This window comes from Delftia sp. NA_296.1 (assembly GCF_052692095.1).
In genome coordinates, this window is record NZ_JBQZGF010000010.1 from 38,491 (window position 1) to 53,139 (window position 14,649).

The following is a 14,649-nucleotide window of genomic DNA, read 5'->3' on the forward strand; positions in this document are numbered from 1 at the left end:
GGCTTCAGGCCTTGCCTGGATCGGGGTGCAAGATCTGCTGCTGCCCTGACTGTGGATCAGGGTCGAAGCAGGCACCAGGCGGCAACTCCATACCGGGATTGACGCGAAAGCTGCCTGAGCGCGCCGGATGCAAGCCTGGAGCGCCATAGGTTTCGGGACCTGTTTCATGGGCTTCCCTGGGGCGCATGCCGCTGCGAAGATAGCGGTTGCGCTGCTGCTCGCCCCGTGGCAGAAAGCGTGCCAGCTCGGTCAGGGCCATCTCGTAGACGCCGCGTTTGAACTCCACCACCACATCCAGTGGCACCCAGTAGTCATTCCAGCGCCAGGCGTCGAATTCGGGGTGGTCGGTGGCACGCAGGTTCAAATCCCAGTCGTGACCCATGAGTTGCAGCAAATACCAGATCTGCTTCTGGCCTTTGTAGTGTCCGCGCGCATCGCGGCGGATGTACCGGTCTGGCACCTCGTAGCGCAACCAGTCCCGGGTGCGGGCGACCACGCGAACGTGGTTGGGCATCAACCCCACTTCCTCATGCAGTTCCCGGAACATGGCCTGTTCGGGTGTCTCCCCCCGGTCAATGCCGCCCTGTGGAAACTGCCAGCTGTGGGTGCGGATGCGCTTGCCCCAGAACACCTGGTTCTTTTGGTTGAGCAGGATGATGCCGACGTTCGGGCGAAATCCGTCCCGGTCAAGCATAATCGAACCCCAATTTTCTGAATTGTGTCCATTATGCACGGTGCCTTGCCAGCGGCAAGCACGCTGCCCCGATTCCCGCGAAGCCCCTGATCCATGAAAGCCTCCCAATTTTTCATCTCCACTCTCAAGGAAGCTCCGGCCGATGCCGAAGTGGTCAGCCACAAGCTCATGACGCGGGCCGGCCTGATCAAGAAGCTGGGCGCAGGCATCTATAACTACATGCCCATGGGGCTGCGCGTGATCCGCAAGGTCGAGGCCATCGTGCGCGAGGAAATGAACCGTGCCGGTGCCGTGGAAGTGACCATGCCCGTGGTCCAGCCTGCCGAGATGTGGGAGGAGACCGGCCGCTTCGAGAAGATGGGTCCCGAGCTGCTGCGCATCAAGGACCGCCATGGCCGTGACTTCGTGATCCAGCCCACCAGCGAAGAGGTGGTGACGGACATTGCGCGCCAGGAGCTTAAGAGCTACAAGCAACTGCCCAAGAATTTCTACCAGATCCAGACCAAGTTCCGCGATGAGCGCCGCCCGCGCTTTGGCCTGATGCGCGGCCGCGAGTTCATCATGAAGGACGCCTATTCCTTCGACAAGGACCGCGACACCGCCCAGATCAGCTACCAGACCATGCGCGCGGCCTACAAGCGCATCTTCGATCGCTTCGGCCTGCAGTACCGTGCCGTGCGTGCCGACAGCGGCGCCATCGGCGGTGATCTGAGCGAGGAATTCCAGGTGATCGCCTCCACGGGCGAAGACGCCATCGTCTACTGCCCCAGCAGCGACTACGCCGCCAATATCGAGAAGGCCGAGGCCCTGGCGCCTGTAGGCCCCCGTCCCGCTGCAGCCCAGGCCATGGCCCGTGTGGCAACGCCGGGCAACAGCACCTGCGAATCCGTGGCTGCCCAGCTGGGCCTGCCGCTGTCGCAGACGGTGAAGTCCCTGGTGCTGGCCACCGACAAGCTCGACGACAAGGGCGATGTGGCGGGAAGCCAGGTCTGGTTGCTGCTGCTGCGTGGCGACCATGAGATGAACGAGATCAAGGTGGCCAAGGTGCCTGGCCTGGACGTGGGCTTCCGCTTTGCCACGGTGGCCGAGATCGAGGAGCACTTCGGTTGCCAGCCCGGGTACCTGGGCCCCATCGGCCTGAAGCAGCCTGTGAAGCTGGTCGTGGACCGCGAGGTCGCCGTGATGGCCGACTGGGTCTGCGGCGCGAACGAGGCCGACTTCCACATCACCGGCGTGAACTTCGGCCGTGACCTGCCTGAGCCTGATGTCGTGGCCGACCTGCGCAATGTGGTGGCCGGCGACAAGTCCCCCGATGGCGCGGGCGAGCTGGCCATCGAGCGCGGCATTGAAGTGGGCCATGTGTTCTACCTGGGCACCAAGTACTCCCAGGCCATGAACGCCACCTTCCTGGCCGAGAACGGCAAGCCCTCGCTGTTTGAAATGGGTTGCTACGGCATTGGCGTGACACGCCTGCCCGCTGCCGCCATCGAGCAGAACCATGATGAGCGCGGCATCATCTGGCCCGACGCGATTGCACCCTTCACCGTGGTGGTCTGCCCCATCGGCATGGACCGCAGCGAGCCCGTGAAGGAAGCCGCCGAGAAGCTGCATGCCGAGCTGCTGGCACTGGGCGTGGACGTGATCTTGGACGACCGCGGCGAACGCCCGGGCGCCATGTTTGCCGACTGGGAACTGATTGGCGTGCCGCACCGCGTGGTGCTGTCCGACCGCGGCCTCAAGGAAGGCCAGGTCGAGTACCAGCATCGCCGCGACACGGAAGCGACCAAGATGGCCGCTGCCGATGTGCTGGGCCATCTCAAGCAGAGGCTGGGTCTGTGAGCCAGGCCCCCGTGATGGCGCGCCGCGATTGCCTGCGCCTGGCGGCTTCGCTGGGTGCTGCGCCGTTGCTGGGCGCGGTGGCCGCGCCCGCCTGGGCCGGCGGGCAGCTGGAAGAGCCGCTGGCCGATTCGGTGCGCACCGCGCTGAGTTCGGCCGTCACGGGATCGGCGCCGCCCGAGCTGCGCTTTGCCTCCACCGAGGCCCGCATGGACTACCTGCGCTGGCTCACCGCCAGCAGCGAGCGCCTGCGCTCGCGCAAGCCCGAACTTGCAACACGGCTGGAGTTCCTGCAGACCGTTTGGTACGAGGCGAAGCGTGCCGGCCTGGAAGTCTCGCTGGTGATGGGACTGGTGCAGGTGGAGAGCGCGTTCCGCAAGTTCGCCATCTCCAGCGTGGGCGCGCGCGGCTACATGCAGATCATGCCGTTCTGGATGCGGCTGATCGGCGATGGCGACATCGGCAAGCTGTTCCATATGCAGACCAATCTGCGCTTTGGCTGCGTCATCCTGCGCCACTATCTGGACCGTGAAAACGGCGATGCCTACATGGCGCTGGGCCGCTACAACGGCAGCCGGGGGCAGCCCCAATACCCGAATGCGGTGTTTGCTGCGCAGCGCCGCTGGGAGATCGAGCCCTCGCGCTCGGCCTGAGGGGCCGCAGGCTGGCGCCTGGCGGCAGTCCTGCAGGCCTGTCTTGCTGCGTTTTCAGGACGACGTGTCCGGCGACATGCTGGACACCTTGGCCACGGCGGCGGCCGTATCGCCTGCATTGGGCGGCGCGGCCGGGCTGCTGCCGGACATGCGCGTGACCAGGACTTGGTCGATGCGGTAGCTGTCCACATCCATGACCTCGAAGCGGTAGCCGCCCCATTGCACGGTGTCCGTGCGCCTGGGAATGCGCCGAAGCATGACCATGAGGAAGCCCCCCAGGGTTTCGTAGTCCTCGGAATGCGGCAGCTCGTCGAGCTCCAGGGCCTGCATCACATCCTCGACCGGCGTGACGCCATCGATCAACCAGGAGTTCTCGTCGCGGCGCAGGATCTGTTCCTCGTCGCCGGGGCTGACGAGGCCGCCCATCACCGTGCTCATCACGTCATTGAGCGTGACCACGCCGACCACCAGGCTGTATTCGTTGACGATGACGGCAAAGTCCTCATGCACCTGGCGGAACTGCTCCAGCACCTCGGCCAGCGTCAGGCGGTCCGGCACGACCAGCACCTTGTGGATCAGCGAATCGTCCATGAGCGACAGGGACTGGTTGTTCAGCGCGCGCTGGAACAGGTCCTTGGCATCGACATAGCCGACGATGTGGTCGATGTCGCCGTCGCAGACGGGGTAGGTGGAAAAAGGCTCCTCGGCAATGCGGACCCGGATCAGTTCATCGGGGTCGTCGCGGTGGAAGTAGGCGATGCGGTCGCGCTGCGTCATGGCCGAGCCGATGGTGCGCGAGTCCAGCTCGAACAGGTTGGCGATCACCTGCTGCTCCTTCGCGGCCAGCACGCCTGCGCGCGCTCCGGCTTCGGTCATGGCCAGGATGTCTTCGTGCGTGATACGGTCATCGCGCACCGTGGGCAGGCCGAACAGCTTGGCAACGGCGTCGGCCAGATGGTTGAAGCACCAGACCAAGGGCTTGAGCACCGCCATGCACCAGAGCATGGGGCGCAGCACGCGGATGGCCAGGGCCTCGGGCTCGGCCATGCTCAGGCGCTTGGGCAGCAGGTCGGCGAACAGGATGAACAGGGAGGTGACGCTGGCGAACGAGAGCAGGAAGCCCACGGTCTGCGCACGGCTGTCGGGCAGCCAGAGCATCAGCAGCTCGGCCAGATAGGGGGTCAATGCCCCTTCGCCCACCACGCCGCCCAGGATGGCGACGGCATTGAGCCCAATCTGCGTGACCGTGAAATATTCGCCCGGCTGGGCCTGCATCTTCATGACCAGTTCGGCGCGGGGTTCGCCGTCCTCCGTCATCTGCCGCAGTCGCAGGCGCCGCGAGGCGGCCAGCGAGATCTCGGCCACGGAGAAGAAGGCACTGGTCAATATCAGCGCGACGATCAACAGCAGACTTTGGGACAGACTCATAGGCAGGGCGGAGAAGCGGGCGCAGGCGCGCTTTTCCGGATGTGAAAGATGTGACCATTCGACCACACATCGCATGCCCCTGGCCCTGAGGCATGCCCGGGGAGTCCGCCGGCAGCGCGGCGCAGGCGAAAAAAAGCCACCCGAAGGTGGCTCGATGCTGCGCCGAAGGCGCGTGGTGCGATAAGGCTCAGGCCTTGGGTGCCAGCAGCTGCTGCAGCTCGCCCGACTCGTACATCTCCATCATGATGTCCGAGCCGCCGATGAACTCGCCCTGCACGTAGAGCTGGGGGATCGTGGGCCAGTTGCTGTAGTCCTTGATGCCCTGACGGATTTCCTGGTCTTCCAGCACGTTGACGGTGGAGATGTCCTTGGTTTCCACGCCGCAGGCCTTGAGGATCTGGATGGCGCGGCCAGAGAAACCGCACATGGGAAAGCTGGCGCTGCCCTTCATGAACAGCAGGATGTTGTTGCTCTTGACCAGTTGGTCGATGCGTTGCTGGGTGTCGCTCATCTGTGTGGTGCTCCGGGGTCGTGGTGGGCGCCGCAGGCGCGGCGGCATGGATGGGATTATTTCACTCTCGGCGCGGACTTTGAAAGCATGCGGGATTGCTGCGCCCAGGCCAGAGCTCAGGTCAGAGCTCTGGCCTGCCCTTGCCATTGCCCGCCCGTGCAGCGGGCAATGCCGCCCAAGTCGTGGCGATGCTGCACGTCGCCAAAGCCGGCATGGCACAGCAGGGCGGCCACGGCATCGGCCTGGTCCCAGCCATGCTCCATCAGCAGCCAGCCGCCCCGGGCAAGCAGCGCTGGCGCCTGTGCGATGATGGCGCGGATATCGGCCAGGCCATCGGCACCGCTGGCCAGCGCCGACAGCGGCTCATGCGCCAAGGCCTGCAGGTGCGGATCGTCATCACGGATATAGGGCGGGTTGCTGACGATGAGGTCGAACGGTGCCTGCCCTGCCAGCGGCTGGAGCCAGCTGCCATGCGCGAACTGCACACCCAGTTGCAGGCGCGTGGCATTGGCGCTGGCCACGGCCAGTGCGTCGGCGCTGGCATCCACGGCCCAGACCGTGGCGCCGGGGCGCTGGCTTTGCAGGGCCAGCGCTATGGCGCCGCTGCCGGTGCCCAGGTCCACCACGCGGCAAGCGGGGCCTGCCTGGGTCTGGGCAGGCATGAGCTCCAGCGCCCAGTCCACCAGGGTCTCGGTATCGGGGCGTGGGTCGAGCACACGCGCGTCCACGGCCAGATCGAGCCCGTAGAACTCCTTGTGGCCGAGCAGGTAGGCAACAGGTTCCGCGCCAAGGCGGCGTGCGCACAGCGCGGCATAGGCCTCGGCCTGGGGGCCGGTCAGCATGTCCTCGTCATGGGTCAGCAGCCAGGCGCGGCCGCCAGACTGGCGCCCGAGCACGTGCAGCAGCAGCATTTGCGCGTCGATGCGCGCAAGCCCCAGGGCCTGGGCCTGCTGCAGCGCTTCTTTGACGATGGGGGGATTGGCCATGGCCCGGGCCTCAGTTGTTGACCTGCAGTTCGGCCAGCAGTTCGGCCTCGCGTGCGGCCTGCAGCGCGTCGAGCACATCGCCCAGGTCGCCTTCCATCACGGCCAGCAGTTTGTAGATGGTGAGGTTGATGCGGTGGTCGGTGAGCCGGCCCTGCGGGAAGTTGTAGGTGCGGATGCGGTCGCTGCGGTCGCCGCTGCCGATCAGGCCCTTGCGCAGCGCGGCCTCCTTGGCTTCGCGCTCGCTGCGCTCCTTCTCCTGCAGGCGCGCCTGCAGCACCTGCAGGGCCTTGGCCTTGTTGCTGTGCTGGCTGCGGCCGTCCTGGCACTCGGCGACGATGCCCGTGGGCAGGTGGACCACACGCACGGCCGAGTCGGTCTTGTTGATGTGCTGGCCGCCGGCGCCGCTGGCGCGGAAGGTGTCGATGCGCAGGTCGGCCGGGTTGAGCGTGATGGCCTGGGTTTCGTCCGGCTCGGGCATGACGGCCACGGTGCAGGCGCTGGTGTGGATGCGGCCCTGGGTCTCGGTGGCCGGCACGCGCTGCACGCGGTGGCCGCCGGATTCGAAGCGCAGGCGACCGTAGACATCCGTGCCTTCCACGCGCAGCACCACTTCCTTGTAGCCGCCCAGCTCGCTCTCGTTGGCGCTCATGATCTCGACCTTCCAGCCCACGGCGTCGCAGTGGCGCGTGTACATGCGGGCCAGGTCGCCTGCGAACAGGGCCGATTCGTCGCCGCCCGTGCCTGCGCGGATTTCGAGGTAGGCGTTGCGCGTGTCATCGGGGTCCTTGGGCAGCAGCAGGCGCTGCAGCTCGTCCTCCAGCTGGACCAGCTCGGCCTCGGCGCTGGCGATTTCCTCCTGCGCCATGTCGGCCATGTCGGGGTCGGAGAGCATCTCCCGCGCAGCGGCCAGATCGGCCTCGCGCTGGCGGTGGCGCGCATAGCGGCCTGCAATGGCGGTGACGTCCGCGTGCTCGCGCGAGATGGCGCGGTACTGCTTCATGTCGCCCATGATGTCTTCGCGCGAGAGCAGGAAGTTGAGTTCTTCAAGGCGCTGGGCGTAGCGCTCCAGTTGTTGGCGCAGAAAGTCTTGCATGGTGTGGGGCGGTGGTGCGAAGGGCTGCTCGGGCAGCACTGCGGCGGGAAACGTGGGGGCCTGGAAGGGCGGATGGGCCTTAAAAACCGGGAGGGGCGGGGAGGGGCCGCAAGTGCGGCCGGGGCGCCACAGGCCCGTTGGCGCGCGGCCCTGCGCAGGGGCGGCGAGCGCCGCTAGAGCGCCTTGTCGGGGGCCGTGCCGCGCGGGCCGCTTTGGGCCGAGCGCAGGAACAGGCGCGAGACCGTGTCCATGGTCTGGCTGCGCTGGTCGGCATCGCCCTTGTGCAGCTCGGCCAGGGTGCCGTGCAGCATTTTCTGCGTGAGGCCGCGCGACAGGGCCTCCAGCACGGTGTCGATGTCTTCGCCCTTGGCCAGCAGCTTCTTGGCGCGCGCAATCTCCAGCGCACGCCATTCATCGGTCTGGGTATTGAGCTGGCGGATCAGCGGCACCACACCGGCCTGCGGGCGGCGCTGGTCCAGCCAGTGCATGAAGCTTTGCACGCCGTGGTCGATGATGACTTCGGCCTGCTCGACCGCTGCCTGGCGCTGGGCCTGGCCCGTGCGCACCACGGTGGCCAGGTCGTCCACGGTGTAGAGGTAGACGTCGCGCAGGTCCTTGACCTCGGATTCGATATCGCGCGGCACGGCCAGATCGACCATGAACATGGGGCGGTGCTTGCGCTTCTTGAGCGCGCTTTCCACGGCGCCCAGGCCGATGATGGGCAGGCTGGACGCCGTGCAGCTGATCACGGCATCGTATTCATGCAGATGGTCGGGCAGGTCGGCCAGCCGCATGGTGCCGGCGCCGAACTGGGCAGCCAGCTTCTCGCCGCGCTCCAGCGTGCGGTTGGCGATCATGATCTGCTTGGGGTGGCGGGCCGCGAAGTGGGTGGAGACCAGCTCGATCATCTCGCCCGCGCCCACGAACAGCACGCGGATCTGGGACAGGTCTTCGAACAGCTGGCCGGCCAGCCGCACGGCGGCAGCGGCCATGCTGATGCTGTGGGCGCCGATCTCCGTGGAGCTGCGCACTTCCTTGGCCACCGCGAAGCTGCGCTGGAACAGCTGGTTCAGCGTGCTGCCCAGGGCGCCTGCGTTCTCTGCGGCGCGCACGGCATTCTTCATCTGGCCCAAAATCTGGGCCTCGCCCAGCACCATGGAATCGAGCCCGCTGGCCACGCGGAAGGCATGGCGCGCCACATGGCCGTCTTCCAGCAGATAGGAGTGCGAGCGCAGCAATTCGGACGAAATACCGCCGCTGTTGGCCAGCCAGTGCAGGGTGTGGTCCATGGCCGGCATCTCGGCCGCGCAGTAGATCTCGGTACGGTTGCAGGTGGAGAGAATGGCGGTCTCGACGGCGCTGTGCTGGCGGCCGGGGCCGGTCAGCGATTCGCGCAGGCCCTGCAGCGTGGGCACGATCTGGTCAAGCGCGAACGCGAAACGTCCCCGCATATCAAGCGGAGCCGTGTGGTGGTTGATGCCGAGTGCCCAGACTGCCATAACCCGGGATTATAAAATTTCGCGCAGTTTCAGGCATCCCTGATAACAACACCCTGAAATCGGAGCCCGCACATGGGATGGATTGCGAGTACGAATCATTGGCTGAACTTCCTGGCGCCTGCACTTTTCCTGTCGCCGGCCCTGATGTTGTGCGCGCTTTTGATCTATGGAAAATCGCAGAAATCCCTTGCCTGGTGGTTGCAGGTTGCTATCAATTTGGTTGTTGGTGCGCTGGTGTTGCTGGCCGGTTTGTGGTGGTTCGGGCGCGATGCAAAGATGGCCACCTACACCGCCCTGGTCCTCGTGATGGCGCTTTGCCAGTGGGTGCTTTCGCGCGGCTGGCGCTGACGGCTGACAGCAAAGATTGATGCAGATCAACGGAAGAGGGCGTTTCTCCCGGCGATCAGGGGCCTGAGACTGCGGCTGGAGGCACGGCACCCGGCGCGGCCTGCTCCAGCAGCCATGCGCGGAACTGCACAAACGCTTCGGAAGGCGCCCGCGCGGCCGGCCGGCACAGAAAGTAGCCGCGTTCGATGTGGACGGGTGCAGGCAAGGCAAGGGCCACGCGGCCGGCGGCCAGGTCTTCCTCCACCAGGCAGCGCTGCACCAGGGCCACGCCCATCCCGGCGGCCACGGCCTGGACCAGCAGGGCCACCAGTTCGAAGTCCGCCGCAGGCGCGGGGCAGGGCCCGGGCAGGCCGAGGTGGCTCATCCAGCGCGCCCAGTTGCCAGGGTAGTTGGTGTGAAACAGCAAGGGGCGCGCAAGCACATCCGCTGCGCTGCGAATGGCTTGCGGGCCCTGCAATTCGCGCGGATGGCAGATGGGCACCAGATCGCGGCCCACCACATAGTCGGCCACCACATGGGCGGGCCAGGGCTCGCTGCCCACGCGCAGCCAGCCGTCGATCTCGGCGGCGGACAGCGGGTCATCGCGCCGGTAGGGGGCGAACGAAAGGACGATGCCCGGATGCAGTGCATTGAATCGCGGCAGGCGCGGAATCAGCCAGTGGCTGAACAGCGTGGGAACGACCGACAACCGCAGTTGCGGGCCGAAGTGGCGCCTGCGTGCGGCGGCCGAGGCCGATTCGATGGACTGGACGGCAGGCTCGACGGCTTGCAGGTATTCACGGCCAGCCTCGGTCAGCACGCTGCGCCGGCCCTGGCGCTCGAAAAGGGCAAAGCCCAGGTGCTCTTCCAGCCGGGCGATGGCGCGGCTGATGCCGCCCTGGGTGACATACAGCTCCTGGGCTGCCAGCGAGTAGCTGCCCAGGCGCGCCGCCGCCGCAAAGGCGTGCAGCTCGGAAAGCGAGGGAGAGTGCATGCGCATGACGGACGCAATTATGACGGTTTGTCATAGTTGCTTGCCGTCTTGTCTCTTTTCGCGCGTGCGGCGGCTGTCCAGAATCGGCGCCTGTTCCGCGAAGCCCTGCCCTGCAGCAGGCCGCTCTTTCATCCATCACGAGAGGAAACACACCATGGCAATGCGCCGCACCCTGTTGTCCAGCCTGGCCGCCTGCGCCGCCACTGCTCTTTTGGCTCCCGTCGCCTGGGCCCAGGGCCCGGCTGCCGACTATCCCAGCCGGCCGATCCGCCTGGTCGTGCCGTTTGGCGCGGGCGGCTCCACCGACATGGTGGCGCGTCTGCTGGCCGAGAAGATGAGCGTGATCCTGGGCAAGTCCGTGGTGGTGGACAACCGGGGCGGGGCGGGCGGCTCCATTGGCGCCTCCGAAATTGCGCGCGCTGCGGCCGATGGCTACACCATCGGCATGGCCACGGTGAGCACGCATGGCTCCAACCCGGCCATCTTCCGCAAGCTGCCCTACGACCCGATCAAGGACTTCGCGCCCATCACCAATGTGATGTCCGTGCCCAGCGTGTTCGTGATCAACGCCAGCGTGCCCGCCAAGACCATGAAGGAGTTCATCGCCCTGGCCAAGGCCAACCCGGGCAAGTACAGCTTTGCCTCGCCGGGCACAGGCTCCCTGGGCCACGCCAACATCGAGAATTTCATGAACCTGGCCGGTATCGACCTGCTGCACATCCCCTACAAGGGTGCGGGCCAGGCCATCACCGACGCGCTGGGCGGCCAGGTCAATGCCATGACGGACAACCTGCCCTCCACGCTGCCCCACATCAAGGACGGCAAGCTGCGCCCGCTGGCCGTGCTGGCCTTCAAGCGCGCCGACGTGCTGCCCGACGTGCCCACCTACACCGAGCTGGGCTTCCCGCAGATGGGTGATGGCGGCTGGTTCGGCCTGGTCGCACCTGCCGGCACGCCGCGCCCCATCATCGACAAGCTCAATGCGGCTGCGCACAAGGCCATGGCCATGCCTGACTACCTGGAAAAGCAAAAATCCATCTCGGGCGAGTCCATGGGCAACACGCCCGAGGAATTTGCCAAGCAGATCAAGGCCGCCATCGAGCGCTACACGGCCGTGGCCAAGCGCGCCAACATCAAGCTCGACTGATGGACCGCATGGCACAGACCGATTTTCTGCGCCCCCGGCCGGACACCCCGGTCGTGGTGCATCCCGCCACCGGCGAGGTGCTGCCCATCGTCTGCGACTCGCCGCACAGCGGCACGTCCTATCCCGAGGATTTCGGCCATGCCGTGCCCATGTCCCTGCTGCGCCGTGGCGAGGACACGCATGTGGCCGCGCTCTGGGATCAGTGGCCCGCGCATGGCGCAACGCTGATCGAGGCCACCTTTCCGCGCACCTACATCGACCCCAACCGCAGCGAGGCCGACCTGGACCCCGCCCAGATCGACGGCCAGTGGCCCGTGCCCCTGGCGCCCAGCGTCAAGACCCGCCAGGGCCTGGGCCTGATCTGGCAGCGCATCAGCCGGGACGGCGTGGCCACGCCGCTGTATGAACGCCCGCGCACGGTGGCCGAGGTGGAGCACCGCATCGCGCGCTACTGGCGTCCCTACCATGCGGCGCTGGCGCAGGCCATCGATGACAGCGTGCAGCGCTTTGGCGGCGTCTGGCATCTGAACCTGCACTCCATGCCCAACGATGTCTACAAGCGCCTGGGCCGCACCGATGCGCCGCCGCTGGCCGACTTCGTGCTGGGCGACCGCGACGGCACGACCTGCGCGCCCGAGTTCATCCAGCTGGTGGGCGAGACGCTGGCGGGCTTTGGCTACAGCGTGGCCTACAACGAGCCCTACAAGGGCGTGGAGCTGATCGGCCGCATAGGCCAGCCGCACCTGGGCCGGCACAGCCTGCAGATCGAGATCCGCCGCCCGGTCTACATGGACGAGGACACGCGCGAGCCCAACGCGGGCTTCGAGCCGCTGCGCGGCCATCTGCGTGAGCTGATGGCCGTGGTCGCGGCGCATGTGCGCGCTGAAATGGCCGGGCGAGGCTAGGCCGGGCTGGCGGGGTCGCCGGGCATGGGCGGCGTGCCTGGCGAGCCCGGCATGCCTGCCACCACCGGCGCCGCCACCGAGGTGGTGGCCGGTGGCGACAGGTACAGGCCCGCGCCCTTGAGCGATGCCAGGATGCTGAACAGCACATCGCTGCGCACCCCGCCCGCATTGCGCGGGTTGCCCACGTAGCCGATGGCCAGGAAGGTCAGCGTGCCGTTGGCGATGCCTTCGAGCTGCACCACAGGCTCGGGCGTGTCCAGGATGCCTTCATGCGTGCGAAAGGCCTCCAATATCAGGGTCCGCATGCGTTCGGCATCGGTGTCCAGCGGCGCGGGCAGGCGCAGCAGCACGCGCCCGGGCGCGCCGGCCAGCGTCATGTTGCGCACGGTCTTGGTGATGAATTCCGAGTTGGGCACGATGACGGTGGAGCGGTCGCCCAGCTGGATCTCGGTGGCGCGCACGTTGACGCGGCGCACGTCGCCCTCGGTATCGCCCAGCACCACCCAGTCGCCCACTTTCACGGGCCGCTCTGCCAGCAGGATCAGGCCCGAGATGAAGTTCTGCACGATGGCCTGCAGGCCAAAGCCAATGCCCACCGACAGCGCGCTGGCCACCCAGGCAATGCGCTCCACGCTGATGCCCAGCCCAGCCAGCGCCACGGCCACCACGAAGATGCCGCCCACATAGCCCAGCAGCGTGGTGATGGAGCTGCGCATGCCCGGCTCCAGCGAGGTGTTGGGGAAGTAGCGGTCCGTCAGCCAGCGCTTGATCACGCGGATCACGATCAGGCCCGTGACGATCACGGCGAATGCGGTGAACAGGGCCTGCGGCGCCATGGTGAAGTCGCCCACCTTGAGGCTGTGGTTCACCGTGCTGCCGCGGCGAAATACCTCGTCCGGACCCGTGCCCAGCGGGGCCAGCAGGGCGATCACCATGTAGAACAACAGGGCCACGCGAAGCAGGCCCGAGACCAGCACCGAGGCCTGGTCCAGCAGCCGGCCCTCGATGCCCAGGCTCTGGTTCAGCCGCGTGCCGAAGCTGCCCTTGGACGACAGCAGGGCCTCGCACAGATCGTCGCCCAGCTGGAACAGCAGGTAGGTGGTGGCAAAGACCACGCCGGTCCACACCATCTGGCGCGCCAGCGTTCCGGCCAGCGCCACATAGCCGGTCACGGCCAGCGCAATGGTGGCAATGCTGGCCACCGCCGCACAGGCCACGAGCAGGCCCACCCACAAGGGCCGGGGCGGCGCAGGCTCTGCCTGGGCGCCGTCTTCCTGCGCGACCGGCGCCGGCGCGCGCAGATGCCGCAGGGCCAGCATGACCACGGCCGAAATCAGCAGGGCCGACAGGGCGTGCACCGTGACCTCGGCGGCCAGGCTGGCGCCGATGATGGCGTTGACTTCGGTCACCAGGCCATTGAGCGCGGCTCCGGCGGCAATCCACCAGGGATAGGGGCTGAGCCGCTCGGCCAGCTCGTCCGACACGCCGGGCAGGCGCCAGGAACTGCGCCTGCGCGACAGCAGGGTCTGGCCCAGCGACACCACGAAGGCGCCGAACAGCGTGACCTGCACACTGGCCTTGGCCAGCGCGTCCAGCGATTCGCTGAAGCCATCGCCGGCCTTGAGCACGCTCCAGGCCAGCTGCGCCGCCAGGCCGATCAGCAGCGTGTTGATCACCACCGTGGCCGCCGCGCGCAACGAGCGGCGCAGGCGGCCGCTGGGCAGGCGCGCGGGCGCGGCGCGCACCAGCAGACGCTCGGCCAGCCAAGGGCCGAGCAGGGCGATCAGCAAGGCGGCGGCCAGGCTGGCGATGAAGCCGCCCCGGCGATCGGACGCCATGGTGGAGGCGACGGCCTGGCGCAGCTCGCGCCCCAGGCCCTGCAGGCGTGCCGCGTCCAAAGGCGCGGCAGCGCGCAGGTTGCGCCAGAAGGGCCGGCCCAGCGGCGAGTCGGTGCGGGCCGTCAGTGCGGCCTGGAATTGTTCGCGGCGCTGGCGTATCAGCTCGTTGCCGCGCTGGTCGGCATCGACCGACACCAGCCGCGCGAGCTTGAGTTCGGAATCCACGGCACTGCGCTGCCTGGCCAGGCTGGCGCGCTGCTCGGCCACATCGGGCGCATCGGCAGGGGCGCCTTTTTCGGGCGCGGGGCCCAGGCCGGCCAGGCGCGAATCGATGTCGGCCAGTTCCTCTGTGCGGCGGGCTGCGACCTGGTCGGCCGCCGTGCCTATGGCCGCAGCCTCGTCCAGCAGCTTGCGGCCGTCATCGTCCTCGGCCAGCTTGCGGGGAATGGCGTCCAGCTGCTTGCGCAGATCGTCCACGCTGGGCAGGGCGGGCCGGCCGTCGGGCGCCGCCGTGGCCGCCGTTGCTGTGCGGTCCTGCGCATGGGCCGGAGCGGGCGCAGTGAGGACCAGCATGGCCAGGACCATCAGGCCGGTGGCCAGGCATTGGCGCAAGGCCTGCGCCCAGGTAGGGCGCAGCGGGAGAGGGCACGGGCGGGGCGGTGTCATGGACGCACATTGTGCGGCGGGCTGCCGCGACGGTTGTTTCCAAAGGTCCGGCCCCGCCAGCCGGCAGCCGTC

13 protein-coding genes are annotated in these 14,649 nt (G+C 67.4%); 5 read left to right on the forward strand and 8 right to left on the reverse strand.

The features are described from left to right. Positions 1 to 4: 4 nt before the first annotated feature. Positions 5 to 694 (reverse strand): RNA pyrophosphohydrolase, encoded by a 690-nt coding sequence (locus ACUTR7_RS22625; RefSeq protein ID WP_013800822.1) that lies wholly within the window; start codon positions 692 to 694, stop codon positions 5 to 7. A gap of 93 nt (positions 695 to 787) precedes the next feature. Here ACUTR7_RS22625 and ACUTR7_RS22630 point away from each other — a divergent pair, with 93 nt between their 5' ends. Both ACUTR7_RS22630 and ACUTR7_RS22635 read left to right on the forward strand, forming a co-directional pair. Next, on the forward strand, positions 788 to 2,533 hold the full coding sequence (locus ACUTR7_RS22630; RefSeq protein ID WP_141835083.1) for a proline--tRNA ligase: 1,746 nt from the start codon (positions 788 to 790) through the stop codon (positions 2,531 to 2,533). Further along, entirely contained in the window at positions 2,530 to 3,183 is a 654-nt protein-coding gene (locus tag ACUTR7_RS22635; protein ID WP_071956726.1) for a lytic transglycosylase domain-containing protein, read from the forward strand. The genes ACUTR7_RS22630 and ACUTR7_RS22635 overlap by 4 nt, the downstream gene beginning before the upstream one ends. A gap of 54 nt (positions 3,184 to 3,237) precedes the next feature. Here ACUTR7_RS22635 and ACUTR7_RS22640 read toward each other — a convergent pair whose 3' ends face one another. The 5 genes from ACUTR7_RS22640 to hemA all read right to left on the reverse strand — a co-directional run bounded on the left by ACUTR7_RS22640 (position 3,238) and on the right by hemA (position 8,700). Then, the gene (locus ACUTR7_RS22640; RefSeq protein ID WP_445609879.1) at positions 3,238 to 4,611 is read right to left on the reverse strand and encodes a hemolysin family protein; all 1,374 of its coding nucleotides are present in this window, start codon (positions 4,609 to 4,611) and stop codon (positions 3,238 to 3,240) included. Positions 4,612 to 4,798: 187 nt separating this feature from the next. After that, positions 4,799 to 5,122 (reverse strand): Grx4 family monothiol glutaredoxin, encoded by a 324-nt coding sequence (gene grxD, locus ACUTR7_RS22645; RefSeq protein WP_012207276.1) that lies wholly within the window; start codon positions 5,120 to 5,122, stop codon positions 4,799 to 4,801. A gap of 116 nt (positions 5,123 to 5,238) precedes the next feature. After that, positions 5,239 to 6,108 carry a peptide chain release factor N(5)-glutamine methyltransferase gene (prmC, locus tag ACUTR7_RS22650; RefSeq protein ID WP_445609880.1) on the reverse strand — a complete coding sequence of 290 codons (870 nt, stop codon included), beginning with the start codon at positions 6,106 to 6,108 and terminating at the stop codon, positions 5,239 to 5,241. A gap of 10 nt (positions 6,109 to 6,118) precedes the next feature. Next, a complete protein-coding gene (gene prfA / locus ACUTR7_RS22655) occupies positions 6,119 to 7,201 on the reverse strand; it encodes a peptide chain release factor 1 (RefSeq protein WP_445609881.1) in 1,083 nt (360 codons plus the stop codon). 173 nt (positions 7,202 to 7,374) lie between these two features. Continuing rightward, positions 7,375 to 8,700 carry a glutamyl-tRNA reductase gene (gene hemA / locus ACUTR7_RS22660; protein WP_012207273.1) on the reverse strand — a complete coding sequence of 442 codons (1,326 nt, stop codon included), beginning with the start codon at positions 8,698 to 8,700 and terminating at the stop codon, positions 7,375 to 7,377. A gap of 72 nt (positions 8,701 to 8,772) precedes the next feature. Here hemA and ACUTR7_RS22665 point away from each other — a divergent pair, with 72 nt between their 5' ends. After that, positions 8,773 to 9,048, forward strand: a complete 276-nt coding sequence (locus tag ACUTR7_RS22665) for a hypothetical protein (protein WP_180318885.1) — start codon at positions 8,773 to 8,775, stop codon at positions 9,046 to 9,048. Between the two features lie 55 nt (positions 9,049 to 9,103). On the opposite strand, the gene ACUTR7_RS22670 is transcribed toward ACUTR7_RS22665, so the two are convergent. Then, the gene (locus ACUTR7_RS22670; protein ID WP_099732894.1) at positions 9,104 to 10,027 is read right to left on the reverse strand and encodes a LysR substrate-binding domain-containing protein; all 924 of its coding nucleotides are present in this window, start codon (positions 10,025 to 10,027) and stop codon (positions 9,104 to 9,106) included. A gap of 148 nt (positions 10,028 to 10,175) precedes the next feature. Between ACUTR7_RS22670 and ACUTR7_RS22675 the strand changes: the two genes are divergently transcribed. Then, entirely contained in the window at positions 10,176 to 11,168 is a 993-nt protein-coding gene (locus ACUTR7_RS22675; RefSeq protein WP_012207270.1) for a tripartite tricarboxylate transporter substrate binding protein BugE, read from the forward strand. Further along, the gene (locus tag ACUTR7_RS22680) at positions 11,168 to 12,073 is read left to right on the forward strand and encodes an N-formylglutamate amidohydrolase (protein ID WP_013800830.1); all 906 of its coding nucleotides are present in this window, start codon (positions 11,168 to 11,170) and stop codon (positions 12,071 to 12,073) included. The genes ACUTR7_RS22675 and ACUTR7_RS22680 overlap by 1 nt, the downstream gene beginning before the upstream one ends. Here ACUTR7_RS22680 and ACUTR7_RS22685 read toward each other — a convergent pair. Further along, positions 12,070 to 14,496, reverse strand: a complete 2,427-nt coding sequence (locus ACUTR7_RS22685; RefSeq protein ID WP_445609950.1) for a DUF3772 domain-containing protein — start codon at positions 14,494 to 14,496, stop codon at positions 12,070 to 12,072. The genes ACUTR7_RS22680 and ACUTR7_RS22685 overlap by 4 nt on opposite strands. Between the last annotated feature and the right edge of the window lie 153 nt (positions 14,497 to 14,649).

What these genes read in the sequence shown, in the direction of transcription:
- grxD (WP_012207276.1), bottom strand. Translation starts at nt 5,122, where the DNA reads ATGAGCGACACCCAGCAACGCATCGACCAACTGGTCAAGAGCAACAAC.
- ACUTR7_RS22625 (WP_013800822.1), bottom strand. Translation starts at nt 694, where the DNA reads ATGCTTGACCGGGACGGATTTCGCCCGAACGTCGGCATCATCCTGCTC.
- prfA (WP_445609881.1), bottom strand. Translation starts at nt 7,201, where the DNA reads ATGCAAGACTTTCTGCGCCAACAACTGGAGCGCTACGCCCAGCGCCTT.
- ACUTR7_RS22640 (WP_445609879.1), bottom strand. Translation starts at nt 4,611, where the DNA reads ATGAGTCTGTCCCAAAGTCTGCTGTTGATCGTCGCGCTGATATTGACC.
- ACUTR7_RS22675 (WP_012207270.1), top strand. Translation starts at nt 10,176, where the DNA reads ATGGCAATGCGCCGCACCCTGTTGTCCAGCCTGGCCGCCTGCGCCGCC.
- ACUTR7_RS22630 (WP_141835083.1), top strand. Translation starts at nt 788, where the DNA reads ATGAAAGCCTCCCAATTTTTCATCTCCACTCTCAAGGAAGCTCCGGCC.
- ACUTR7_RS22665 (WP_180318885.1), top strand. Translation starts at nt 8,773, where the DNA reads ATGGGATGGATTGCGAGTACGAATCATTGGCTGAACTTCCTGGCGCCT.
- ACUTR7_RS22685 (WP_445609950.1), bottom strand. Translation starts at nt 14,496, where the DNA reads ATGGTCCTGGCCATGCTGGTCCTCACTGCGCCCGCTCCGGCCCATGCG.
- prmC (WP_445609880.1), bottom strand. Translation starts at nt 6,108, where the DNA reads ATGGCCAATCCCCCCATCGTCAAAGAAGCGCTGCAGCAGGCCCAGGCC.
- ACUTR7_RS22680 (WP_013800830.1), top strand. Translation starts at nt 11,168, where the DNA reads ATGGACCGCATGGCACAGACCGATTTTCTGCGCCCCCGGCCGGACACC.
- hemA (WP_012207273.1), bottom strand. Translation starts at nt 8,700, where the DNA reads ATGGCAGTCTGGGCACTCGGCATCAACCACCACACGGCTCCGCTTGAT.
- ACUTR7_RS22670 (WP_099732894.1), bottom strand. Translation starts at nt 10,027, where the DNA reads ATGCGCATGCACTCTCCCTCGCTTTCCGAGCTGCACGCCTTTGCGGCG.